This is a genomic window from Bradyrhizobium sp. KZN70725 (assembly GCF_055264925.1).
Window position 1 is genome coordinate 89,478 of record NZ_JBUYWT010000015.1, and the last position, 24,413, is coordinate 113,890.

The 24,413-nt window shown below is 64.8% G+C and carries 20 protein-coding genes; 15 read left to right on the forward strand and 5 right to left on the reverse strand.

Going from position 1 to position 24,413, the window contains the following annotated elements:
- The first annotated feature begins 60 nt into the window (after positions 1 to 60).
- From ntrB to ACZBJS_RS16950, 4 genes are all read left to right on the forward strand, one after another.
- Complete coding sequence (gene ntrB, locus ACZBJS_RS16935) at positions 61 to 963, forward strand: nitrate ABC transporter permease (protein ID WP_253640374.1); 903 nt, start codon at positions 61 to 63, stop codon at positions 961 to 963.
- A 10-nt stretch (positions 964 to 973) separates the two neighbouring features.
- Complete coding sequence (locus ACZBJS_RS16940; RefSeq protein WP_463438905.1) at positions 974 to 1,768, forward strand: ABC transporter ATP-binding protein; 795 nt, start codon at positions 974 to 976, stop codon at positions 1,766 to 1,768.
- 115 nt (positions 1,769 to 1,883) lie between these two features.
- A complete protein-coding gene (locus tag ACZBJS_RS16945) occupies positions 1,884 to 2,309 on the forward strand; it encodes a globin family protein (protein WP_463438906.1) in 426 nt (141 codons plus the stop codon).
- Positions 2,310 to 2,504: 195 nt separating this feature from the next.
- Positions 2,505 to 3,404, forward strand: a complete 900-nt coding sequence (locus ACZBJS_RS16950) for an SMP-30/gluconolactonase/LRE family protein (protein ID WP_456815817.1) — start codon at positions 2,505 to 2,507, stop codon at positions 3,402 to 3,404.
- A 94-nt stretch (positions 3,405 to 3,498) separates the two neighbouring features.
- Here ACZBJS_RS16950 and ACZBJS_RS16955 read toward each other — a convergent pair whose 3' ends face one another.
- Entirely contained in the window at positions 3,499 to 4,584 is a 1,086-nt protein-coding gene (locus ACZBJS_RS16955; protein WP_057017575.1) for a substrate-binding domain-containing protein, read from the reverse strand.
- A 118-nt stretch (positions 4,585 to 4,702) separates the two neighbouring features.
- Between ACZBJS_RS16955 and ACZBJS_RS16960 the strand changes: the two genes are divergently transcribed.
- The 9 genes from ACZBJS_RS16960 to ACZBJS_RS17000 all read left to right on the forward strand — a co-directional run bounded on the left by ACZBJS_RS16960 (position 4,703) and on the right by ACZBJS_RS17000 (position 16,662).
- Positions 4,703 to 6,187, forward strand: coding sequence for an aldehyde dehydrogenase family protein (locus ACZBJS_RS16960; RefSeq protein ID WP_463438927.1), 1,485 nt, complete (start codon positions 4,703 to 4,705; stop codon positions 6,185 to 6,187).
- Positions 6,188 to 6,453: 266 nt separating this feature from the next.
- Positions 6,454 to 7,293, forward strand: a complete 840-nt coding sequence (locus ACZBJS_RS16965) for an aldo/keto reductase (RefSeq protein ID WP_316397719.1) — start codon at positions 6,454 to 6,456, stop codon at positions 7,291 to 7,293.
- A 233-nt stretch (positions 7,294 to 7,526) separates the two neighbouring features.
- Positions 7,527 to 8,471, forward strand: coding sequence for a DMT family transporter (locus tag ACZBJS_RS16970; protein ID WP_253590479.1), 945 nt, complete (start codon positions 7,527 to 7,529; stop codon positions 8,469 to 8,471).
- 246 nt (positions 8,472 to 8,717) lie between these two features.
- Positions 8,718 to 9,185, forward strand: a complete 468-nt coding sequence (locus tag ACZBJS_RS16975) for a hypothetical protein (RefSeq protein ID WP_463438907.1) — start codon at positions 8,718 to 8,720, stop codon at positions 9,183 to 9,185.
- Positions 9,116 to 12,604, forward strand: coding sequence for an autotransporter domain-containing protein (locus ACZBJS_RS16980; RefSeq protein ID WP_463438908.1), 3,489 nt, complete (start codon positions 9,116 to 9,118; stop codon positions 12,602 to 12,604). Before ACZBJS_RS16975 ends, ACZBJS_RS16980 begins: the two co-directional genes overlap by 70 nt.
- Positions 12,605 to 12,721: 117 nt before the next feature.
- A complete protein-coding gene (locus ACZBJS_RS16985; protein WP_456814113.1) occupies positions 12,722 to 13,804 on the forward strand; it encodes a zinc-binding dehydrogenase in 1,083 nt (360 codons plus the stop codon).
- A gap of 108 nt (positions 13,805 to 13,912) precedes the next feature.
- Positions 13,913 to 14,671, forward strand: coding sequence for an SDR family NAD(P)-dependent oxidoreductase (locus ACZBJS_RS16990; RefSeq protein ID WP_463438909.1), 759 nt, complete (start codon positions 13,913 to 13,915; stop codon positions 14,669 to 14,671).
- Between the two features lie 4 nt (positions 14,672 to 14,675).
- On the forward strand, positions 14,676 to 15,935 hold the full coding sequence (locus ACZBJS_RS16995) for an NAD(P)/FAD-dependent oxidoreductase (protein ID WP_057017507.1): 1,260 nt from the start codon (positions 14,676 to 14,678) through the stop codon (positions 15,933 to 15,935).
- Positions 15,936 to 15,993: 58 nt separating this feature from the next.
- Complete coding sequence (locus ACZBJS_RS17000; protein WP_463438910.1) at positions 15,994 to 16,662, forward strand: amino acid ABC transporter permease; 669 nt, start codon at positions 15,994 to 15,996, stop codon at positions 16,660 to 16,662.
- Positions 16,663 to 16,814: 152 nt separating this feature from the next.
- Here ACZBJS_RS17000 and ACZBJS_RS17005 read toward each other — a convergent pair whose 3' ends face one another.
- From ACZBJS_RS17005 to ppk2, 3 genes are all read right to left on the reverse strand, one after another.
- Positions 16,815 to 17,693, reverse strand: a complete 879-nt coding sequence (locus ACZBJS_RS17005; protein WP_057017505.1) for a transporter substrate-binding domain-containing protein — start codon at positions 17,691 to 17,693, stop codon at positions 16,815 to 16,817.
- Positions 17,694 to 17,866: 173 nt separating this feature from the next.
- The gene (locus tag ACZBJS_RS17010) at positions 17,867 to 18,289 is read right to left on the reverse strand and encodes a DUF6294 family protein (protein ID WP_028331873.1); all 423 of its coding nucleotides are present in this window, start codon (positions 18,287 to 18,289) and stop codon (positions 17,867 to 17,869) included.
- Positions 18,290 to 18,441: 152 nt separating this feature from the next.
- Complete coding sequence (gene ppk2, locus ACZBJS_RS17015; protein ID WP_463438911.1) at positions 18,442 to 19,389, reverse strand: polyphosphate kinase 2; 948 nt, start codon at positions 19,387 to 19,389, stop codon at positions 18,442 to 18,444.
- Between the two features lie 148 nt (positions 19,390 to 19,537).
- On the opposite strand from ppk2, the gene ACZBJS_RS17020 reads away from it, so the two are divergent.
- Positions 19,538 to 20,710, forward strand: coding sequence for a fumarylacetoacetate hydrolase family protein (locus ACZBJS_RS17020; RefSeq protein ID WP_463438912.1), 1,173 nt, complete (start codon positions 19,538 to 19,540; stop codon positions 20,708 to 20,710).
- 742 nt (positions 20,711 to 21,452) lie between these two features.
- On the opposite strand, the gene ACZBJS_RS17025 is transcribed toward ACZBJS_RS17020, so the two are convergent.
- Positions 21,453 to 21,914, reverse strand: coding sequence for an Lrp/AsnC family transcriptional regulator (locus ACZBJS_RS17025; protein WP_016841346.1), 462 nt, complete (start codon positions 21,912 to 21,914; stop codon positions 21,453 to 21,455).
- Positions 21,915 to 22,045: 131 nt separating this feature from the next.
- On the opposite strand from ACZBJS_RS17025, the gene ACZBJS_RS17030 reads away from it, so the two are divergent.
- Positions 22,046 to 24,412 (forward strand): transketolase, encoded by a 2,367-nt coding sequence (locus ACZBJS_RS17030; protein WP_463438913.1) that lies wholly within the window; start codon positions 22,046 to 22,048, stop codon positions 24,410 to 24,412.
- The last annotated feature ends 1 nt before the right edge of the window (position 24,413 follow it).

Genomic DNA, 24,413 nt, shown 5'->3' on the forward strand with positions numbered 1-24,413 from the left:
TTGAGCGAGCCGCGCGAGCAGTGCGGCTCTCCTTTTTTTGACCATGGAGATTTTCGTTCAATGTCGATGCCTGCCATGAAGACCGAAGTGTCGGCGGTCGCGATCCCGACGGCCGCTGCCGCCGCGCCGGTCGTGACCATGACGCCGAAGCGCGCGCCGCGCGCCGAGATCTACGCCAGGATGGCGAAGGAGACCGCGGCGCGCGTGGTGCCGCCGCTGATCGTGGTCGCGCTGCTGCTGGTGGTGTGGGAGCTGATCTGCCGGCGCGCCGGCTCCAGCCTGCCGCCGCCGTCGAAAGTGTTCAAAGATACCAAGGAGCTGATCCTCGATCCGTTCTTCGACAATGGCGGCATCGACAAGGGCCTGTTCTGGCATCTCTCCGCCAGCCTGCAGCGCGTCGCCTACGGCTATTCGCTGGCGGCGATTGCGGGCATCGCGCTCGGCACGCTGGTCGGACAGTCGGTCTGGGCGATGCGCGGGCTCGATCCGCTGTTCCAGGTGCTGCGTACCATCCCGCCGCTCGCCTGGCTGCCGCTGTCGCTGGCCGCATTTCGCGACGGCCAGCCCTCGGCGATCTTCGTGATCTTCATCACCTCGGTGTGGCCGATCATCATCAACACCGCGGTCGGCATCCGCAACATCCCGCAGGACTACCGCAACGTCGCGGCCGTCGTGCAGCTCAACCCGCTGGAGTTCTTCACCAAGATCATGATCCCGGCGGCCGCGCCCTACATGTTCACCGGCCTGCGTATCGGCATCGGCCTGTCCTGGCTCGCGATCGTCGCCGCGGAAATGCTGATCGGCGGCGTCGGCATCGGCTTCTTCATCTGGGATGCGTGGAATTCCTCGCATATCAGCGAAATCATCCTGGCGCTGTTCTATGTCGGCATCATCGGCTTTGTGCTCGACCGGCTCATTGCGGGCCTCGGCAAAGTGGTGACCCGCGGCACGGCGGCGAACTGAGGAGGAAGTCATGCAGGCCTATCTGAAGCTCGATCACATCGACAAGACCTTCACCCGCGGCAACGCCACCACGGAGGTGCTGAAGGACATCAACCTGACGATCGAGAAGGGCGAATACGTCTCGATCATCGGTCACTCCGGCTGCGGCAAGTCGACCCTGCTCAACATCGTCGCCGGCCTCACCGGCGCCACCAATGGCGGCGTGCTGCTGGAGAACCGCGAGGTCAATTCGCCGGGGCCGGATCGGGCCGTGGTGTTCCAGAACCACAGCCTGCTGCCGTGGCTCACCGTCTACGAGAACGTCAAGCTCGGCGTCGACAAGGTGTTTGCAAGGACCAAGAGCAAGGCCGAGCGCGACGCCTGGGTTATGCACAATCTCAGCCTGGTGCAAATGGCGCATGCCAAGGATAAGCGGCCGAGCGAGATCTCGGGCGGCATGAAGCAGCGCGTCGGCATCGCGCGTGCGCTCGCGATGGAGCCGAAGGTGCTGCTGCTGGACGAGCCGTTCGGCGCGCTCGACGCGCTGACCCGCGCGCATCTGCAGGATTCGGTGATGGCGCTGCACCAGAAGCTCGGCAACACCATCCTGATGATCACCCACGACGTCGACGAGGCGGTGCTGCTGTCGGACCGCATCGTGATGATGACCAACGGTCCGAGCGCGCGGATCGGCGAGGTGCTCGAAGTGCCCTTGGCGCGGCCGCGCAAGCGGCTCGAGCTCACGACCAACCAGGGCTACCTGAAGTGCCGGCAGCGCGTGCTCGAATTCCTCTATGAGCGCCACAGCTTCGTCGAGGCGGCGTGATGATCACGTCGACGGCAAGCGTTTCCGCTTTGAACCGAAGCGCCGGCTTCGGTTACCAATGCTCGCGTTTTGAAAAATCGCTTCAGAGCTTATTTCATGACCGAGGAGAGTTGAGATGAATCCGACCCAAATCAAGCTGGTTCAGGACAGCTTTGGCAAGGTCGCGCCGATCTCGGAGGAGGCCGCGGTCATTTTCTACGATCGCTTGTTCGAAGTCGCGCCCGCCGTGAAGGCGATGTTTCCGGTCGACATGAAGGAGCAGCGCAAGAAATTGATGACGACGCTTGCCGTCGTCGTGAATGGGCTGAGCAATCTCGACACGATCCTGCCGGCCGCGAGTGCGCTGGCCAAGCGGCATGTCAGCTACGGCGCCAAGCCCGAGCATTATCCGGTGGTCGGCGGCGCGTTGTTGTGGACGCTGGAGAAGGGGCTCGGCGAAGCCTGGACACCTGACGTCGCCGCCGCGTGGACCGCGGCGTACGGCACGCTGTCCGGCTACATGATCTCGGAAGCCTATGGCTCGGCGCAGCCGGCCGAATAGGAAAACGTCGTAAGCACAGGACGGCTGTCCAACCGTCATTGCGAGGAACGAAGTGACGAAGCAATCCATCTTGCCACGCATGGAGGTATGGATTGCTTCGCTTCGCTCGCAATGACGTGGTGGGCTTTGGGGTATTCGACGGCGCCAGCAATCTTCTCTATGGTTCGCCCCGTTCCGCCAACGGGTGAACCAACAATGATGTTCCTGGAAACGCCGCCGAAACTGATCGCGACTGAAATCTTCTCCGTCGTGCCGGCGGAATTCCGCCGCAGGGTGGCGAGCGAATGGGCCGACGCCAACCGCCCGGGCGCGGTGACCGACTGCTTCATCGAGGGACCGTCGTTCGATGCCGACGGCAATCTCTACATCGTCGACATTCCGTTCGGCCGCATCTTCAGGATCGCGCCGGACAAGTCATGGTCGCAGGTTGCCGAGTATGACGGCTGGCCGAACGGGCTGAAGATCGATGCGATGGGCCGCATCCTGATCGCCGATTATCGGCACGGCTTGATGGAGCTCGACGCCAGGTCCGGCGAGGTCACGCCGCTGCTGCGCTCGCGCAACTCGGAATCGTTCCGCGGCTGCAACGACCTGCACATCGCCTCGAACGGCGACATCTATTTCACCGATCAGGGCCAGACCGGGCTGCACGATCCGACCGGCCGCGTCTATCGGCTGCGGGTGAACGGAGCGCTCGACTGCCTGATCGACACCGGCATCAGCCCGAACGGCCTGGTGCTCGATCCGCACGAGGCGGTGCTATTCGTCGCGATGACGCGCGACAATGCGGTCTGGCGCGCGCCGTTCATGAAGGACGGCAGCGTCTCCAAGGTCGGCCGCTTCTGCTCGCTATTCGGCCCGAGCGGACCCGACGGCATGACGATGGACGTCGCCGGTCGGCTGTTCGTCGCGCACGCCTCGCTCAGCCATGTCTTCGTGTTTGCGCCGAACGGCGAGTGCATCGCGCGGATCAAGTCCTGCGCCGGGCCGAGCTGCACCAATGTCGCCATCGGCGGCGCCGACCGCGACCGCCTCTACATCACGGAATCGGTGACTGGCTCGGTGCTGGTCGCCGACATCAGCGGGCTCGGCTAGCTATCTTCCTGACTGTCGACCATCGTTATCGCACCTGGCGCGAGTCCCGAAGGATCGACGGCCATCAGGTCGGCCGTTGCCGGGGTCTGGCTGATCAGCGGTCGGAATGCAGCTTCTCGAGAAACTCCTTCACCCCGCTGACGGCGCCGGTGTTGGAGGCGACATAACCGGGAAGGGCGCCCACCGCCTTGTGGAACTCGCTGCTCTTCATGATGTCGAGCACGCGCTGCATCGGCTCGGTCTCGAGGAAGGCGCGCTTGCACACGAAGAAATAATCTTCCGTGAGCAGGCGGATGAAATCGAGCCCGAACTGCCGCGCCGCGGCCTCGACGCCAAAACTCGCATCCGCCATGCCGCTCGCGACATAGGCGGCGACCGCCGCATGGGTGAATTCCATATGCTGGGCGCCGTTGATCCGCCCTTCCGGGATCTTATGCAGCCTCAGCAATTGATCGAATAGCAGCCGCGTGCCGGAATCGTGGTCGCGGTTGACGAAACGGGCCTTGCGCTCGACGAGGTCCTTCAGCGTCGTGATCTTCAGCGGGTTGCCGCGCTTGACCATCAGGCCCATCTCGCGGGTCACGAAATTGATGACGCGGTCCTCGCGCGGATCGAGCCATTCGCGGCAGGCCTTGATGCCCTGCGCGCGCAATTCGCCGCGCGGCAGGTGCACGCCGGAGAGATCGCAGGCGCCCTGCGCCAGCGAGACCAGCGAGTTCTGGTTGCTGACATAGCGCAGATCGACGCCGACGCCGCCCGCGCGATCAAGGAATTCGCGCAGCTTGGATACCGCAAAGCCGTGGCTGGCATGGACCCGGATCACCGACGGTCGCTGCTCGAGAAATGGCTTGATCTCGGTGACCAGTTCCTGCGCGAGGTTCTCGAGCTGCAGCCCGAGCCGCGCCTGCATGCGCTCGCCGGCCCACACCAGCTTCTCGCCGAATGGCGTCAGCTTCGAGCCCTTGCCGCGGTGGGTTTCAACCAGCGGCACGCCGAAGAACTCGGTCCATTGCTCGATCAGGTTCCAGACATGGCGATACGACAGCTGCGCATCGCTGGCGGCGCTGGTGATCTTTCCGGTCTTCCTGATCTCGTTGAGGATGCCGAGCATCACGACCGCGGTCTGCGGGCTGTCCTCTTTCCGAAAGCGCCAGACGGTCTCGATCTCGATCTGCAGCATCGTGGTCACCACTTATGAAATTGACTTCATATCCTTGGCATGCCCATAGGCACAAGATATCATATTTACTGCTGATCAAAGCCTCCTAGGTTGAGTGACAACACCAGGAGGAAATATGATGTCCGTTGCATATGATTATGAGCGTGACGCCCGCCGCGCCCCGACCATCAGGGACGAACTGCTGCTGATCGACGGCGCCCGCGTCCGTTCGTTGTCCGGAAATACCTTCAAGTCGCTCAATCCCGCCACCGAGCAGGTGATCGCTACGATTGCCGAAGGCAATGAGGCGGATGTCGACCGTGCCGTGGCAGCTGCCCGCCGCGCCTTCGAGGGGCCGTGGCGCACCATGCGCGCGGCCGAACGTGGCCACATTCTGCTCCGATGGGCTGAGCTGCTGAAGCAGCATGCCGACGAGATTGTCGCGCTCGAAAGCCTCGATGCCGGCAAGCCGATTGCGGGTGTGCTGCGCCAGGATTTTCCGGCCGCCATCGACACGCTGACCTACTACGCCGGCTGGGCCGACAAGATCAGCGGCGATGTGGTCACGGCGCGCGACGACGCGCTGACCTATACGGTGCGCGAGCCGGTCGGCGTGGTCGCCGCGATCGTGCCGTGGAATTTCCCGCTGATGATCGGCATGTGGAAGCTCGCGCCGGCGCTCGCCTGCGGCTGCACGGTGGTGATGAAGCCGGCCGAGCTGACCTCGTTGTCGGCGCTCAGGATCGGCGAGCTCGCGCTCGAGGCCGGTTTGCCGAAGGGCGTGCTCAACATCGTGACCGGGCCCGGTCGCGTCGTCGGCGACGCGCTGGTCAATCATCCCGATGTCGACAAGGTGACGTTCACCGGCTCGCCCGGCGTCGGCCGCGGCATCATGAAGGGCGCCGCCGGCAACTTCAAACGGGTCTCGCTCGAGCTCGGCGGCAAGTCCGCCAATGTGATCTTCGACGATGCCAATCTCGAAGCCGCTGCCAAGGCCGCGGCTGCCGGCATCTTCTTCAACGCCGGGCAGGTCTGCTCGGCCGGCTCGCGCGTGCTGGTGCAGGAGAACGCCTATGACGAGGTGGTCGAGCGTCTGGTCGACCGTGCGGAAGCGTTGCGGATCGGCGATCCCGCCGATCGCGCCACCGCGCTCGGGCCAGTCATCTCCGAGAAGCAGATGCGCTCGATCCTCGATTATGTCGAGATCGGCAAGCATGAGGGCGCGCTGCTGGCCACCGGCGGTGCGCGGGTCGGTGACTTCGGCTATTTCATCAGCCCCGCGGTGTTCGCCAACGTTGCGCACGAGATGCGCATCTCGCAGGAGGAGATTTTTGGCCCCGTCGTCAGCGTGATCAAGTTCAAGGACGAGGCCGATGCGCTGCGCATCGCCAACGGCACCGCCTACAGCCTCGCTGCCGGCGTCTGGAGCGCGGATATGGGCCGCGTGCAGCGCTTCGCCAAAAAGGCCCGCGCCGGCACGGTGTGGATCAATACCTATGGCTACACCGATGTGCGGTTGCCGTGGGGCGGTGAGCGTGACTCCGGCCTCGGCCGCGAGCACGGCACCGCCGCGCTCGATAACTTTACCGAGCCGAAGGCGGTGTGGATGAACCTCAACGCTTGATGCGCGTCGACAGACGCGAGAGCGCGCGTCACAATACAGCTGTCGTCCCGGCGAAGGCCGGGACCCATAACCACGAACATCTGTTGTTGCACAACGGGTGGAATGACGAGTCCCGCCAACGACGACTGCTGCGGAGTATGGGTCCCGGCCTTCGCCGGGACGACGATGTGGAGATATCGCCGGGATGACGATGTGGAGACATGGTCGTCGGTATGCTTTATCGTCCTGCGCGGAGCCACAAGGGAACTACGCAGAACGAGGCGATCGTGCAGACGAAAAAATTCGGCGACAACGGCCCGCAGGTCTCGGTGATCGGGCAGGGCACCTGGTATCTCGATCGCGGTGACCGCAAGGCGGCCGTCGCTGCGCTGAAGCGCGGCATCGATGCCGGCATGACGCATATCGACACCGCCGAGATGTATGGCGACGCCGAGCTCGTGATCGCGGATGCGATGTCCGGCCGGCGCGACGAACTGTTCCTGGTCTCGAAGGTCCTGCCGAGCAACGCCTCGCGGCGCGGCACTATCACCGCCTGCGAGCGCTCGCTGAAGCGGCTGAAGACCGATCGCCTCGATTGCTATCTGTTGCACTGGCGCGGAACCACTCCGCTTGCCGAGACGGTCGCGGCGTTCGACGAATTGATCGCGGCGGGCAAGGTCCGGTCCTGGGGCGTCAGTAATTTCGACACCGAGGATCTCGACGAACTGCTCGATGTCGCGGGTGAAGGCAAGATTGCTTGCAACCAGGTGCTCTACCATCTGCAGGAGCGCGCCATCGAGCACGCCGTGATCCCGTGGTGCGAGCAGCACGGCGTCGCCGTCGTCGCCTATTCGCCGTTCGGTCACAATGATTTTCCTTCGTCGTCGAGCAGGGCCGGCACGCTGCTGCAATCGATCGCGCAGGCGCACAAGGCAACGCCGCGCCAGGTGGCGCTAAGTTTCCTCACGCGGCTGCCGTCGGTGCTCGCGATTCCGAAGGCGTCGAACGCGGAACACGCGGCGGAGAATGCGGCGGCAGGAACTCTGAAGCTCAGCGGCGATGAACTCGCCGCGCTCGATGCCGCGTTCCCGCGCGGGCCGAAGCCGCGCTCGCTGCCGATGCTCTGAGGGCGTTCCGCTCCACACAGTTCTTAACAAACTGTTGCAGTTGCGGCGGCACACGGCCTGCGGCGGGCGGTCGCGCGCGCTGGCGCATATCGGAGTCCCGTTTTCGGGCATTGTTCTCGCGGCGGAATTGGCGTTTTGTACGAGGAGCAGATTCCCTTTATTTTGCCTTCGAGATTGCCGTGACACCGCCCCCCGCAGCCGTGGCCGCCAGGCTGGACAGCGTTCCTCTTTCATTGCCCGCAAAGACCGCGCCCGCAGCGACAAGCAAGGCGCCCGCCCGCACCGACCGGCCGTTCAAGGGCATCGCGCTGATCCTGCTGTCGACCGTGTTCCTGGGCACCTCCGACGTCACGGCAAAATATCTCTCCTCCACGCTGCCCTCGATCGAGATCGCCTGGATCCGCTTCCTGGTGTTTGCGATGATCATGACGCCGGCGATGCTGCCAGGCTCGCCGCTGTTCGCGCTGCGCAGCAGCCGTCCCGGCCTGCACGTGCTGCGCGGCGCCGCGCTGCTCGGCTCCTCGCTGATCTTCATCACGGGGCTCGGCTTCCTGCCGATCGCCGAAGCCTCCGCCACCAGCTTCGTCTCGCCGCTGTTCGTCACCGCGCTGTCGATCGCTTTCCTCGGTGAGAGGGTCGGTATGCGACGCTGGATCGCGACCGCGGTCGGCCTCGCCGGCGTGTTTATCATCCTGCGGCCGGGCACCAGTGCCTTCCATCCCGCCGCGATCTTTCCGATCGTCTCGGCGCTGGCGTGGGCGGCCACGTTGATCCTGACGCGCATGATGAGCGGCAGCGAGCGCCCGATCACCGTGATGACCTATTCGTCGATCGTCGGCGTCGCCATCGTCAGCGCGCTGGTGCCGTTCGTCTGGGTAACGCCGAGCTGGCACGACATCATGTTCGGCATCCTGATCGGTGTTGCGTCCACCGTCGGACAGTGGATCGTGGTGCTGGCGTTCCGCTATGGCGATGCCTCGGTGCTCGCGCCGTTCTCCTACACGCAGCTGCTGTGGGTCAGCATCCTCGGCTTCATGATCTTCGGCGAAGTGCCCGACCGTTGGACCATTCTCGGCGCCGGCTTCATCGTCGCCTCAGGCCTCTACACCGCGCATCGCGAGCGCGTCCGACGGTCGCAGCTGCTGACCGTGGCCAGCGAGCCGTCGCCGAACGCCTGAGCGTCCGGACGAAATCGTGCGTCGGTTGCGAAGCCGGCTTCAACTAGCGTTGCGCGGGTACAACAGTCGGGCCGAAATCTTTGATCTCGGATCGCTGAATCACCGGATTTCGGAAACGATCGGCAACCTCACACTTCGCCGCGTGCTAACCCTAGCCCCAAGAGCGCCGCAGAGCGTTTGGGGGTCGGGTACGTGCATTTTGGTTCGTTCTTTTTCCTGTCAGGCGGTCGGTCGTCTCGCGCTGCGATGGCCTTGGCACTCTGCGCCCTGACCAGCGCAATCGCGTTGCCGACCGGCTCGGCACAAGCGCAAAGCTACACCTGGGGCGGCACGGGCAGCTCGACGAGCACCGATGTCTACGAACTCCCGACCAACTGGTCGACCACGTCGGCCGGCGCGCCGCCGATCCTCCCGAACCAGTCAGCCATTTTCGATTCATCGGGATCGGCGACGGTCACCATCGGGCCCGGCTTGATGCTGCCGGGGTCCTGGAGCTTCACCGCCAATTCGCAATCCTACACGATCAATGGCAACCCGATTGGCTTCAGCCTGTCCGGGCCGACCGGCGGCCTGATCAACCAGGCCAACAACGGCCAGACCATCACGATCAACGCCAACCCACCGACGGCATTGGCGGTCCGGCGATGGTGCAGCAGCTCGGCAACAGCACGCTGGTGCTCGCGGGCACCAATGCCTATTCCGGCGGCACGCTGATCTCCGCCGGAACCGTGCAGGTGACGAATGCGGATTCGGTCGGCACCGGCACCATCACGCTCAATGGCGGCACGTTCCAGATGCAGTCGCCGACGGTCTCGAGCGTCGCCTTCGCCAACAACATCGCGGTCAATGCGGCCGGCGGCACGGTCGATGCGAACGGCGCCCAGGTCAATCTCCAGGGCGTGATCGCCGACGGCGTCGGCGCCGGGGTTCTGCGCCTGATCGACTCGTCCGCGTCCGGATTCTCCAATGTGCGGCTCTCCGGCGCCAACACCTATTCCGGCGGCACGCTGGTGGTCGATACGACCGTTGTCGTCAGCAACAACAGTTCGGTCGGGTCAGGCACCGTCACGCTCGACAATGCCTCGTTTCAGGCCGACGGCCTCAGCAACCTGACCTTCGCCAACAACTTCAAGATCAATACGTCGGCCATCGGCAGCGCGATCGACGCCAATGGCGTGACGCTCACGATCGCCGGCAACATCGCCGACGGCAACGGCCCCGGCAAGCTGACCGTGCTGGATAATTCAGGCGGCCTCGGCCGCGTGGTGCTGCTCGGCACCAACACCTACACCGGCGGCACCACGATCTGCGATTGCGCGACATTGCAACTCGGCGACGCCAGCCACACCGCTTCGATCGTCGGCGAGGTCGCCGTCGACGGCAAGTTCGACATCGTGAATGCCAAGACCGCGGGCATCACCAAGATCGTCAACGACGGCTTCAACGGGATCGCCACCACGACGTTCTACAATTCCACCACGGCGTCGACGGCGACGATCGTCAACCAGAATTTCGGCATCACGGAGTTTCGCGACAGCAGCACCGCTGGCAATGCCACCGTGAGCAACACCAATGGTGCGCTCACAGTGTTCCGCGACACCAGTTCTGCCGGCAACGCCAGGTTCACCAACACCAACGGCGGCACTGTGGTGTTCGGCGACGCGTTTGGTCCTCCCGGCGGCTCCGACACCAGCACGGCCGCCAAGGCCGTGATCGACAACTCCAACGGCGGCGCCGCGGTGTTTCTGGGCCACACCAATGCAGGGCAGGCCACCATCACCAACGGCACCAATGGCGGCTCGACGCAGTTTTTCGAGTCCTCATCTGCGGCTTCGGCAACCATCGTTACGCTCGCGGGCGGTCAGGTCGCCTTTTTTCAGAACAGCACGGCGGCGAACGCCAGTTTCGACAACAGCGGCGTGCTCTATTTCGGATCTGTCGGTATCAACCCGGTGGAGGCGCCGACCGCGGCCAACGCGACGATCGTCAATCGGGCTGGCGGCGTTCTCCAGTTCGATGCCTATGCCACCGCGGGCAATGCGATTATCGACAACCAGGCCGGCAGCCAACACATCTTCACGGCGTTCGCTACCGCGGGCGACGCCACCATTACCACTGAAGCCGGCAGTACCATTAAGTTCTTCAACAACGCGACCGGCGGCAACGCACAGTTCATCACCAACGGCACCGGACTGGTCGATTTCTCGCTCAGCACGGGGCTGAACGGCGACGGGCGCATCACCGCGGGTTCGATCGCAGGCTCTGGCTTCTATTATATCGGCTCAGGCAACACCCTCGCCGTTGGCAGCAATAATCTCTCGACGACGCTCAGCGGCGTGCTTGCCGACTTCGATCCGTTGAACCCATTCCATATCTGTGGCTGTTTCGGCGGCGGTCGCACCGGTCCGGCGAATTTTGAAAAGACCGGCAGCGGCACGCTGACCCTGTCGGGCACCAATACCTACACCGGCACCACCGTCGTCAATGGCGGCATCCTGCAGGTCGACGGCTCGATCGCCTCGTCGAGCCTCACCACGGTGAATGCCGGCGGCGCGCTCTCCGGCATCGGCACCGTCGGCAACACGACGATTGCAAGCGGCGGCATCCTGATGCCCGGCAACGCGACACCAGGCACATCCCTGAACGTGGCGGGCAACCTCGCCTTCCAGTCGGGGGCACTGTACCTCGTCGGGCTCAATTCGACGGCGTCCACCTTGGCCAAGGTGAGCGGCAGTGCGACGCTGGCCGGATCGGTCGGCGTCAGCGTCGCCGCCGGCAGTACGATTGCCAAGCAATACACCATCCTGTCGGCGGCCGGCGGCCGCAGCGGCACGTTCGCCGGTATCGATTCAACCGGGCTGCCGTCGAACCTCGTCGCGACGCTCGGCTATGACGCGAGCAACACCTATCTGAACTTCACGCTCGATTACGGCGCGAAGTCGAAGCTGAACGTCAATCAGCAGAACGTCGCCGCCACACTGCAGAACTTCTTCAACGCCAATGGCGGTATCAACGCGGTGTTCGCCGGGCTGTCGCCGGCCGGCTTGACGCAGGCCTCGGGCGAGGGCGCGACCGGTTCGCAGCAGGCGACGTTCAACGCGATGGGCCTGTTCCTCGGTCTGCTGACCGATCCGTTCGTCGCCGGGCGCGATGGTGGGTTTGGCGGCGGCGCGGGGGCGACGCCGTTCGCCGAGAAGAGCATGCCGCTCGCCTATGCGGCGCGCCAGAGCGAGCCGCGCGATGCGCTGGCCGCGATCTACACCAAGGCGCCGCCGCGGCTGGTCGATTTCGAGCAGCGCTGGAGCGTATGGGCGGCGGGCTATGGCGGCTCGCAGACCACCAGCGGCAATGCGGTGCTGGGCTCGAACAACACCAGCAGCAGCCTCTATGGCACCGCGGTTGGCGCCGACTACCGCTTCTCGCCGAACACCATTGCCGGCTTTGCGCTCGCCGGCGGCGCGAGCAGCTTCAGCGTCAACGGTCTCGGCTGGGGCCGCTCTGATCTGTTCCAGGCCGGTGCGTTCGTTCGCCACAGCGTCGGCGCGGCGTACTTGAGCGCGGCGCTCGCCTATGGCTGGCAGGATGTCACCACCGATCGCATCGTCGCCGCGGCCGGCGCCGATCATCTGCGCGCCAACTTCAATGCCAATGCCTGGTCGGGCCGGCTCGAGGGCGGCTATCGCACTGCCACGCCGTGGATCGGGCTGACGCCTTATGCGGCGGCGCAGTTCACGAGCTTCGAGCTGCCGGCCTATGCGGAGAGCGTGGTCTCCGGCGGCGGTGCCTTCGCGCTGAATTATGCCGCGAAGAGCGTCACCGACGTCCGGAGCGAACTCGGTCTGCGCTCCGACAAATCGTTCGTTATTGACGGCGGCATCTTCACGCTGCGCGGCCGCGTTGCCTGGGCGCATGACTTCAATCCGGACCGCGCCGTTGGTGCGGTGTTCCAGACGCTGCCCGGCGCGGCCTTCATGGTCAACGGCGCGGCGCAGGCCAGCGACTCGGCGCTGACCACCGCCTCCGCCGAGCTGAAGTGGCGCAACGGCTGGTCGGCCGCCGCGACCTTCGAGGGCGAATTCTCCAACGTGACACAGTCTTACGCCGGCAAGGGCGTTATGCGCTATACGTGGTGACCCTCCGTGCTATAGCCTCCTGCGGCGAAAGCTTGTCCCGGACTTGATCCGCGACAGCATTTCGCGAGACGAAATACGCATCAAAATGAGTGGGACAAAACCCACGCGGGAGGGAATATGCGCGCAGCGATCTTCAGGAACGGCGAGATTGTCGTCGACCGGGTGCCCGAGCCGAAGCCCGGCGCCGGCCAGGTGCTGGTCAAATCGCTCGCCTGCGGCATCTGCGGTTCCGATCTGCACGCACGCAAGCATGCCCACCGCATGGTGGAGCTGAGCAAGTTCCTGCCCGGTCGCACGCCGATGGATCTGTCGCGCGACGTCGTGTTCGGCCATGAGTTCTGCTGCGAGGTCCTCGACTACGGCCCGAACACGACGCGCAAGCTGAAGCCCGGGACGAAAGTGTGCTCGCTGCCGGCGCTGCTGACGCCGGAGGGCCCGAAGGGCATCGGCTATTCCAACGATTATCTCGGCGGCTATGCCGAGCAGATGCTGCTCAGCGAGCCGCTGCTGCTCGAAGTGCCGAACGGGCTTGCGGCCGAGCACGCCGCGCTCACCGAACCGCTTGCGGTCGGCGTGCATGCGGTGGCGATGGCCAACATCCAGGGCGGCGAGGTGCCGTTGGTGATCGGCTGCGGACCGGTCGGGCTGGCGGTGATCGCGGCGCTGAAGATCAGGGGGCTCGGACCGATCGTTGCTGCGGATTATTCGCCGGCGCGGCGCCTGCTCGCCGAGAAGATGGGCGCCGATGTGGTGGTCGATCCCGCCAGGACGCAGCCCTATGCGAGCTGGGCCGAGCACGCCCAGATGACCGATGCGGAGAAGGCGGCGCGTCCGCCGATGCAGGCGCTGCTGCCGCCGCTGAAGCCTGCGCTGATCTTCGAATGCGTCGGCGTGCCCGGCGTGCTGCAGCAGGTGTTCGAGGGCGCCCCGCGCAGCGCCCGTATCGTCGTGGTCGGCGTCTGCATGGAGACCGACAAGTCCGAGCCGATGCTCGGCATCATCAAGGAGCTCAACGTCCAATATGTGCTCGGCTACACGCCCGAGGAATTCGCCTATTCGCTGCGCCTGATCGCGGAAGGCCAGGTCGATGCCGCCTCGCTGGTCACTGGCCGCGTCGGCATCGACGGCGTCGCGCAGGCGTTTGCCGATCTCGCCAATCCCGAGGCGCACACCAAGATCCTGGTCGAGCCGTGGCGCTGATCTGGCGTTGAACGCGGCGCTAAACTGAATGGCCAGGGGCGCGGTTTGCATTTCGTGACGCCGAATCTATAGTTCGCTGTCTCGTATCGCACTGACAGCACGCACCTCATGCGAATTTCGATCATCACGGGAGGCGGCTCCGGCATCGGCGCCGCAGTCGCGCGCCGGATCGCCGGCCCCGCTCAATCCCTGATGCTGCACGGACAGGGCGTTGAGGCCGCCGGCCTCGCGCGGCTGAATTCGGTCGCGGAGGAATGCCGCAGCAAGGGCGCGAAGGTCGAGGTGAGCACCGGCGATCTCGCCAAAGCCGGCGCCGGCACCGCGCTGGTCGCGGCAACGCGGGCCGCGTTCGGTCCGATCGACGCCATCGTGCACGCCGCGGGTTTTGCCGACCGGCGCGAATTCTTAAGCCTGCCGCGCGAGGCGCTGGAGCGCGCCTTCGCGGTGATGGCGGCGGCCTTCCATGAAATCGCGGCGGCGGCGCTGTCCGACCTCACGCGCAGCGCGCAAGGCCGCGTCGTCGCGGTGTCGAGCTTCGGGCCGCATCGCTTCGTGCCCGGCGCCACCTATCCGGCATCGGCCGCCGCGAAGGCCGCGCTCGAGGTGCTGGTGAAGTCGCTCGCGATCGAGCTCGCCGCGTCAGGCGCCACCGCCAACGCCGTGATGCCGGGCTACACCCGCAAGGATCCCGGCCTGTTCGGCGCGCTTGATACCGCGACCTGGGAGAGCGTCGCAAAGGCCAATCCGATGCAGCGGCTGGCCGAGGCCGACGAGGTCGCGGCCGTCGTCGCCTTCCTGCTGTCGCCGGAAGCATGCCACGTCACTGGCGCGACGCTGCCGGTCGATGGCGGCCTGACCTTGATGTGACGCCATGAGCGAGGGCGAACCAACAGAGCAGGTCGATGTTGCGGTGCTCGGTGCCGGCATGGTCGGCGTCTCGGCGGGCCTCGCCGCGCAACAGCGCGGGCTCTCCGTCGTCGTCGTCGATCGCCGCGAGCCCGGCAGCGAAACCTCCTACGGCAATGCCGGCATCATCTCCTCGGGCTCGATCCTGCCGCTCAATACGCCGTCGCTGCTGAAGAACCTGCCGAAATATCTGACCAACGCGCATCCGGCGCTGCGCTGGAACATTGCGTGGGCGCTCGCCAATACCGGCTGGGTGATCCGCTTCCTCGCGGCGGCAACGCCGTCGCAGACCAAACCGCGCGCCGCCGCGCTGCACGGCCTGATCAGGACCTCGCTGAAGCTGCATCGCGACTGGATCGTGCAGGCCGGCGCCGGCCATCGCATCCGCGAAACCGGCTGGCTCAAGGCCTGGCGCAGCGACGGGCTCGCCGCCGCCCAGGCTGAGCAGGCAGCGCTCGCCGAGTTCGGCATCCGGAGCGAGGTGCTTGATCGGCAGGCGATCTCCGCGCTCGAGCCCAATATCATTCCTGCCTATAGCGTCGGCCTGCTGCACACGCAGACGGCATCGGTCGATTCACCCGGCGCAGTGGTCAAGGCCTACGCGCAGATGTTCGCCGCTGGCGGGGGCACGATCAGGCAATCCGGAATCCGGCGGATCGAGCCGCACGGCGACGGCTGGCGCGTGCAGCTCGCCGACGGCGAGATCGCCGCGCGCCATGTCGTGGTCGCGCTCGGGCCGTGGTCGGCCGAGCTGCTGCAGCCGCTCGGCTATCGCGTGCCGCTGGCGTTCGAGCGCGGCTATCATCAGCATTTCGTGCCGAACCCGGCACGCAAATTGCTGCGGCCGATCCATGATGCGGAGGGCGGCTTTCTGATGACGCCGATGGAGCAGGGCGTTCGCGTCACCAGCGGCGTCGAGCTCACTGCGCGCGATGCGCCGTCGAATTTTTCGCAGCTCGAGGCGGTGGTGCCGATGGCGCGCAGCGTAGTCGAATTCGGCGATGCGGTCGGCGAGCGCTGGCGCGGCGCGCGGCCGACGCTGCCCGACAGCCTGCCGATGATCGGCGCGGCGCCGCGACATCGCGGGCTCTGGTTCGCCTTCGGCAACCAGCATATCGGCTTCACCACCGGCCCCGGAACGGGCGCCGCAATTGCGGCGATGATCGCGGGCGATGCGCCGCCGTTCGAGGTGCGGGCATTTTCGCCCGCCCGGTATATCGCGTGACTCGCGCGAGACCGCCTGCAATGCTTGGCGATCAAGCGCGCGGCAACCGAGGAGCAGGATGAACTACGTCTGGGATTTCGGCATCCTTGCCAAGTACAGCCATCTGTTCTGGCTCGGGCTCGGCTGGACCATCGCCTACACGATCGGCACCATCATCCTCGGGACCCTGATCGGCCTGATCGTCGGCATGCTGCGGCTGCGGCGCATTCCCGTGATCGACTGGCTCCTGATCGCCTATATCGAATTGTTCCGCTGCACGCCGCTGCTGGTGCAGATCATCTGGTTCTACTACGCGTTTCCGGTCGTGATCGGCGTCAACATCCCGGCGCATGTCGCCGCCGTCAGCGTGCTGTCGCTCTATGGCGGCGCATTCTACGCCGAGATCGTGCGCGGCTCGATCGAGAGCGTGCCGATCGGGCAGTGGGACGCGGCGAAGGCGCTCGGCTTCCGCGGCTGGCGCCTGATGCGGCTCGTGATCCTGCCGCAGGCGCTGAAGCCGATGATGGCGCCCTATGTCAACCAGTCGGTCACGCAGCTCAAGAACACCTCGCTGGTCTCGATCATCGCGGTACCCGATCTCGTCTACAACGCGACGTTGATCAACGCCGACACCTACCGGCCGCTCGAGGTCTACACCATCGTGGCGCTGATCTATTTTGCGATCCTGTTCCCGTCGACGCTGGTGGCGAGGCGGTTGGAGCGCGGGCTGACCTACGACAGGGTGTGAGTTGCTTGACCTCTCCCGCTTGCGGGGGAGGTCGGATCGCATCGTTAGATGCGATCCGGGTGGGGGCTCTCTCCATACATAGGGTGTCGCTTGTGGCGACACCCCCACCCCGCAAGCGGGAGAGGGAGATCACTGCCGTCTCGGCAATCGCCTCAGATACTCAACTCCACCGGTACATCCTCGGGCTTGACGCCGGCAAGGCCGAGGCCCTTGACGAACCATTCGCGCATCTGGCCGATGCCGCGGTTGTAGTCGATCCACACCGAGAGAAAATCGCGCCAGCGCTTGTCGGCTTCGCGCCGTACCGCCGTGCCGCTCGCGATCGTCACCGATGGCGAGGCCAGGATCTTGTAGGTGCCGAGGTTCGGGTTCTTGGCGATCGCGGTCAGCCCGAGCACCAGCGCGTTGACCACGCAATCGACGCGACCCGACGACATTTCCAGCATCACCTCGTCGCGCGACTTCAGCGACTTGATGGTGGCGTTCGGCGCAAAGCGGCGCGCCACCGCCTCGTTGGCCGAGCCGACGTCGACCGCGATCTTGACCTCGGGCTTGTTGATGTCGGCCCAGGTCTTGGCTTCCAGCCCCTTCCTCAGCATCGCGCCGAACGGATGAGGGAACACCAGATTGGTGAAATCGACCACCAGCGCGCGCTGCGGCGTCGGGTTGAGCGCGAAGCCGAGGTCGATCTTGTTGGCCTGCAGATCAAGGATTGAATTGCCGTAGGTCGACTCGACATACTCCAGCTTGACGTCGAGCAGTTTGGCCAGGTCGTTGGCCATCTCGATCGAGAAGCCGGACCAGGTGCCCGAGGCGAGGTCCTTGTTGAAATAGGGCAGCTCGCCCGGCAGCACCGCGATCCGCAGCACCTTGTTGGCCCGGATTCGATCCAGCGTGTTGTCGGCTGGCGTCTGCGCCGAGGCCGGCGTTGCCATCGCGGCCGCGAGCGCCGCGCCGCTGCCGATCCCGAGCGCATAGCGCAGCGCGTCGCGGCGATCTTCGGAGATTTTGATGTCGTCGGATTGAGTCAAGCGGGCCTCCCTGCACCAGATCGGGGGAAGCCTAGCGTCGGTATCCGGTGCCAGCAAGTGCGCGCGCCTGCACCATTGGTAGGCAAGGCGAGGGCGCGGTCGCCTACGTGCCGGACTTCACCTCTCCCGCTTGTGGGGGAGGTCGAATAAGCCGCGAACCGCGCCCTTAGGGGTTAGCAACGATAGGTCATGTTCGCCCCTGTGACCGAAGAAAAGAAAACGGCGGGGAAGCTCAGTTCGGCTACCCAATCGAGCACTTGGTTGTCTGTCTGGGTTTCTGGGCTTGAAAGGTGTGGAAATTGAAAAAGCACCGTCCCGTGAATGTCCAAAAGAACGAGACGATCGATAACCCAAACATCACCGTCGTCGGTCGAGAAAAATTTTGCCAGCAATTCTGCTGTTCCGTCAGAACGAAGCCTGAGAGTGGGGCCGTTGTTCAGGGTGCCGTTCAAGAAGCCGGACAGCTTGCAATCGCCGTAACGAATAGGCGCGCTCCAACTGAGGTCAAGGGTTTGGATGGCATGTGTCGCAACACCCTTATAGCTTTCTGGCTGGTCGGTCGCCGAGCTTTTGCTTTCAAGATGTTCTTTCAACATAGCGTACGCCTCCTTCTAGCCCGCGAATTGCGAGCAACCTCTGGTTTAAAGGGAGGGCGCAAAAGGACCAGTGAGCTGCCTCACAATCTACAATCGCGATTTAGTGATCCTCCCCGTAAGCGGGGGAGGACAGAGCGTGCTCGTGCCCAGAATCAATATCGTCCCGGCACGTACATCTCCTGCGGGATCGGGCCGCGGTGATAGTCCGGGTTGCGCACCCGCGGCGGCAGCACCACCGGCTGGTGGGTGACCGCCTGATAGGGGATCAGGCTCAAGAGATGCGAGATGCAGTTGAGCCGGGCGCGCTTCTTGTCGACTGCATCGACGATCCACCACGGCGAGTCCTGCAGGTGCGTGCGTTCCAGCATCGTTTCCTTGGCCTTGGTGTAGAGCTCCCAGCGGGTCCGCGCCTCGACGTCCATCGGGCTCAGCTTCCACTGCTTCAGCGGATCCTGGATCCGCATCGAGAAGCGGAACGCCTGTTCCTCGTCGGTGATCGAGAACCAGTATTTCAGGAGGACGGTGCCGGAGCGGATCAGCATGCGCTCGAATTCCGGCACCGAGTTGAAGAATTCCTCATACTGCTCGTCGCTGCAGAACCCCATCACCTTCTCGACGCCGGCGCGGTTGTACCAGCTGCGGTCGAACAGCACGATCTCGCCGCCGGCCGGCAGATGCGAGACATAGCGCTGGAAGTACCATTGCGTGCGCTCGCGCTCGTTCGGCGCCGGCAGCGCCGCGATCCGGCAGACCCGCGGGTTGAGCCGCTGGGTGATGCGCTTGATCACGCCGCCCTTGCCGGCGGAATCGCGGCCCTCGAACAGCACGACGACCTTCTTCTTCTCGTGCTGCACCCAGTCCTGCAGCTTGACCAGCTCGCCCTGCAGCCGCAGCAATTCGCGGAAATAGAACTTGCGGTCGATCGACGGCCTGCCGGCGGCGCCGTCATGGTCGAGCTCGTCGAGCCTCATGTCGTCGAGCTCGAGCTCGAGTTCCTCGTCGAGGCTGTCGGCCATCTCCTGATGGATGCGGGCGCGCAAGGCTTCATCCCGCAAGGCTTCATCCCGGGAGGCTTCGTCGGTGAGGGCGGAGGTCGTCATGAAGGTCCGTCTTTCAGTGTGTTAGATGGATCGGACGGCAGCATTGACGGGCGATGTTACCCCTCTATGACAATGCCGTGACCGCTGTTTCACGCCGCCGGGCGGACTGTGCTAACAAGCCGACAAAACCAAAAAGGGAGATGTGCCGATGATTTCGCTCACGCCAAAAGACGTCCTGCCGGAGGACGGCACCGCCGGCACGCTGGTCGGGCGGGTCTGGTTGCCGCAGGCCGGCGGGCCGGCCGTCGTCGCGGTGCGGGCAGACGGTGTGTTCGATGTCACGGCGCGGTTCCCGACGGTGAGCGCGCTCTGCGAGGAAAGCGATCCCGCGGCCGCGCTGCGCGCCACGGGCGGCGAGCGGATCGGCGATTTCGAGGCGATCCTCGCCAACACCCCGCCCGACAGCCGCGACAAGGCCAGGCCGCACCTGCTGGCGCCGGTCGATCTCCAGGTGCTGAAGGCCGCCGGCGTCACCTTCGCGATCTCGATGCTGGAGCGCGTGATCGAGGAGCGGGCGCGCGGCAATCCGTCCTCGGCGGACGCGATCCGCAAGGAAGTGGTGCGCCTGGTCGGCGACGATCTCTCCAAGCTGAAGCCCGGCTCCGAGCAGGCGGTGAAACTGAAGCAGGTGCTGATCGATCAGAATGCCTGGAGCCAGTATCTCGAGGTCGGCATCGGTCCCGACGCCGAAGTGTTCACCAAGGCGCCGACGCTGTCCTCGGTCGGATCAGGCATGGATGCCGGGCTGCATCCGAAGTCGACCTGGAATAATCCGGAGCCGGAGGTCGTGCTTGTTGTCTCCGCCGCCGGCAAGATCGTCGGCGCCGCGCTGGGCAACGACGTCAATCTGCGCGACTTCGAGGGGCGCTCGGCGCTGTTGCTGTCGAAGGCCAAGGACAACAACGCTTCCTGCGCGATCGGCCCGCTGCTCCGGCTATTCGACCAGACCTTCTCGCTCGACGATGTCAGGAAGATGGATGTCGGCCTGACCGTGACTGGCGCAGACGGCTTCGTGCTCGAGGGCCATTCCTCGATCAGCAAGATCAGCCGCGACCCGACCGATCTGGTCGCCCAGACCATCGGCCCCGTGCATCAATATCCTGATGGATTTGCGCTGTTCCTCGGCACGATGTTCGCGCCGGTCAAGGATCGCGATGCCAAGGGCGAGGGTTTTACCCACAAGCGCGACGACATCGTGACCATCGCCGCGCCGCAGCTCGGCAAGCTGGTCAACCGGATGCGCAATAGCGACGAATGCGAGCCCTGGACCTTCGGCGTCGGTGCGCTGATGAAGAACCTCGCACAGCGCAAGGTGCTGTGAGCATCAGGACGGGGCGGCGAGTCCACTACCTCGGCCACTTCGTCGGCCGTGTGCGGCCTGTCGCGTGGCGGCAGGTCGGCGCCGAGTTGCGCCGACAATCCGGCGACGTTCAGCCGCCTCTCGCAGCGCGTTGAACGACGACGATGGTGACTGTGCCGAAGCGGCGGCGTTGTCGAACATGTTCAGAAACCTGCGCGGCAGATCGACCGTGTGGCGCAACTTGAGCGCGCTAAAACACGCGGAATTTGCCGCTTTTTCCTAGCTTTATGTGAACCAGTTCATCCTCGTTCGCGCCGGTCCGCTCCAGCATATCGGCTCGACGCGAACAGAAGGAGTCGCGGACATGAGCGAGCAGCCATCAAACGGAATGCCCGATTGGCTCACCACCGATATGCTGGTCATTGCCGTCTCACTGGCCATCATCGTGATTGGGATATGGATCGCGCCGTAGCCTGGTTGTCGCGGCGAGGCCGTCCAGCCGGGCAGGGCGCCAGCGCCAATCACTGAGTTGCCCGACGGCGCAAGCCTCTCTTGCAAAACGGAACGAGATGCAAAGCTCGGACGATTCACACACTCAGTGCCGTCCCTGCGAAAGCAGGGAACCCATAACCCCAAATGCAAATTGTTAAGCGATGCTGCAACGACGAGTCCCTCTCACAACAACTGCTGCGGCGTATGGGTCCCGGCCTTCGCCGGGACGACACTGTGGGGTTGGCGTCATTCGAGTGACCAACCAACGCCCTCACACCGGCAACGCCGTCGAATACTTCACCTGGCTCAGCGCAAAGCTCGACTCGATCGAGGCGATGCCGTCGAGCCGGGTCAGCTTGTTCTTCAGGAATGCCTCATAGGAGGAAAGGTCGGCGGCGACGACGCGCAGCAGATAGTCGCGGTTGCCGGTCATCAGATAGCATTCGAGCACCTCGTCCCATTTCGAGATCGCGCGCGCGAAGCGGTTGAGGTCTTCCTCCTTCTGGCGCGCCAGCTTGATCGAGATGAAGACGGAGACGTGCAGCCCGATCGACTTCTGGTCGACGGTTGCGATGTAGCGAGAGATCACGCCGCGCTCCTCGAGCAGCTTGACCCGGCGGTGGCAAGGCGACACCGACAACCCGACCTTGTCGGCGAGTTCCTGCATGGTCATGCGGCTGTCGGTCTGGAGCAGACTCAGGATCTTGCGGTCGATGGCATCGAGGGCAGGCATTGGGATGAACTCGTCAATTGAAGTTGGATCGTGGGAATTTATCCCAATTTTTCCTGTGCTGTCGCGTGGAATTGAGATTTTCGCCGCCGCCTGCGGCAGTAACATTCCGGCATATCGCCCGGAGCATTGCCATGGGAATCGCGCCTGAACGCCTCGACATGCTGTCCGCCCTGGCCCGCAAGGTGCTGTGGCTGTCGTCGTGGACCATCCATCACGCCAACCATGTGCGGCCCTCTACCGACGGGTTGAAGGTCGGCGGCCACCAGGCCTCGTCGGCCTCGCTCGCCAACATCATGTCGGCGCTTTATTTCTCGGTGTTGCGCCCGCAGGACCGCGTCGCGGTGAAGCCGCATGCGAGCCCGGTGTTCCACGCCATCCAGTATCTGTTCGGCCACCAGACCCGCGACAAGCTGGAGAATTTTCGCGGCTACAAGGGCGCGCAGTCCTACCCCTCGCGCACCAAGGACAGCGACGACGTCGACTTCTCGACCGGCTCGGTCGGCCTCGGCGTCGCGCAGACGCTGTTCGCCTCGCTGGTGCAGGACTACGTCAAGGCGCATGGCTGGCTGCAGGACCGGCCGGAGGGCCGCATGATCGCGCTGGTCGGCGACGCCGAGATGGACGAGGGCAACATCTTCGAGGCGCTGCTCGAGGGCTGGAAGCACGGCCTGCGCAACACCTGGTGGGTGGTCGACTACAACAGGCAGTCGCTCGACGCCGTGGTGCGCGAGGGATTGTGGGCCAAGTTCGAGACCATGTTCCGCAACTTCGGCTGGGACGTGGTGATCGTGAAGTACGGCAAGCTGATGCTCGAGGCGTTCGCCGAGCCCGGCGGCGAAGCGCTGCGGCGCTGGATCGACAACTGCCCGAACCAGATGTACGCCGCGCTCTGCTTCCAGGGCGGCGCCGCGTTCCGCAAGCATCTGCGCGACGACATCGGCGACCAGGGCGAGGTGTCGGCGCTGATCGAGCGCCGCAGCGATGACGAGTTGCTGGCGCTGATGTCGAACCTCGGCGGCCACGACATGGCGAGCATGATCGAGGCGTTCGAGGCGATCGACCATGATCGGCCGGTCTGCTTCATCGCCTATACCATCAAGGGTGTCGGCCTGCCGATGCAGGGCCACAAGGACAACCACGCCGGCCTGATGACGGTCGCCCAGATGGAGAAATGGCGCGCCGCGCAGAATATCCGCCCCGGCCACGAGTGGGACAAGTTCGAGGGCCTGTCGCAGGAGCCTGCGGAGCTCGAGGCATTCCTCGCCGAGGCGCCGTTCAACCGCGAGGGGCGCCGCCGCCTGTCGGCGCCCGAAATCGATGTGCCGGAATGGCTGGCCTTCAAGGCCTCGGCGCAGATGTCGACGCAACAGGGTTTTGGTCTCGTGCTGCACGAGCTGGCGCGCGGCGATAGCGAACTCGCCTCGCGCATCGTCACCGCATCGCCCGATGTCACCGTGTCGACCAATCTCGGCGCCTGGGTCAACCGCCGCGGCCTGTTCGCGAAGGCGGAGAACCACGACTTGTTCCGGCAGGAGAAGATCCCGTCCGCCTACACCTGGGAATATTCGCCGAAGGGACAGCACCTCGAGCTCGGCATCGCCGAGATGAATCTGTTCATCATGCTGTCGGCGCTCGGCCTGTCGCACCAGATCAACGGCGCGCGGCTGTTGCCGGTCGGCACGCTGTACGATCCCTTCATCGAACGCGGCCTCGATGCGCTGAACTATGCCTGCTACCAGGATGCCCGCTTCATGGTGGCGGCGACGCCGTCGGGCATCTCGCTGGCGCCGGAAGGCGGCGCGCATCAGTCGATCAAGACGCCCTTGATCGGGATCGGGCAGGACGGGCTCGCCTCGTTCGATCCGGCCTTCGTCGATGAACTTGCCGTGATCATGGGCTGGGGCTTTGGCCACATGCAGCGCGAGGGTGCCGAGGGTGGTTCGGTTTACTTGCGACTCTCGACCCGTACGCTGGAGCAGCCGCAACGGATCATGACCCCGGACCTGCAGCGCGACATCACCGACGGCGCCTATTGGATGCGCAAGCCGGGCCCGAACTGCGACATCGTCATTGCGTATACTGGCACCGTCGCGCCGGAGGCAATCGAGGCGGTCGGCCTGATCGGCGAGAGCCACCGCGACGTCGGTCTGCTGGCGGTCACCTCCGCCGACCGGCTCTATGCGGGTTGGTCCGCCGCGCGGAATTTGCGCCGCGACCGCCGCGGCGCGCAGCATTTGAGTCATATCGAGCGCATGCTGGCGCCGCTCGGCCGCGACTGCGGCATTGTGACCGTGATCGACGGCCATCCGGCAACGCTCGGCTGGCTCGGCAGCGTGCGCGGCCACCGTGTCGAGGCGCTCGGTGTCGAGCATTTCGGCCAGACCGGCACGATCGGTGACCTCTACCGCCACTATGGCATCGACGCCAATGCCATCATTGACGCGGCGGAAAGCGTCTCGGTCGGCGCCCCGGTGCGGCATCGCAAGATGGCGGTGTAGC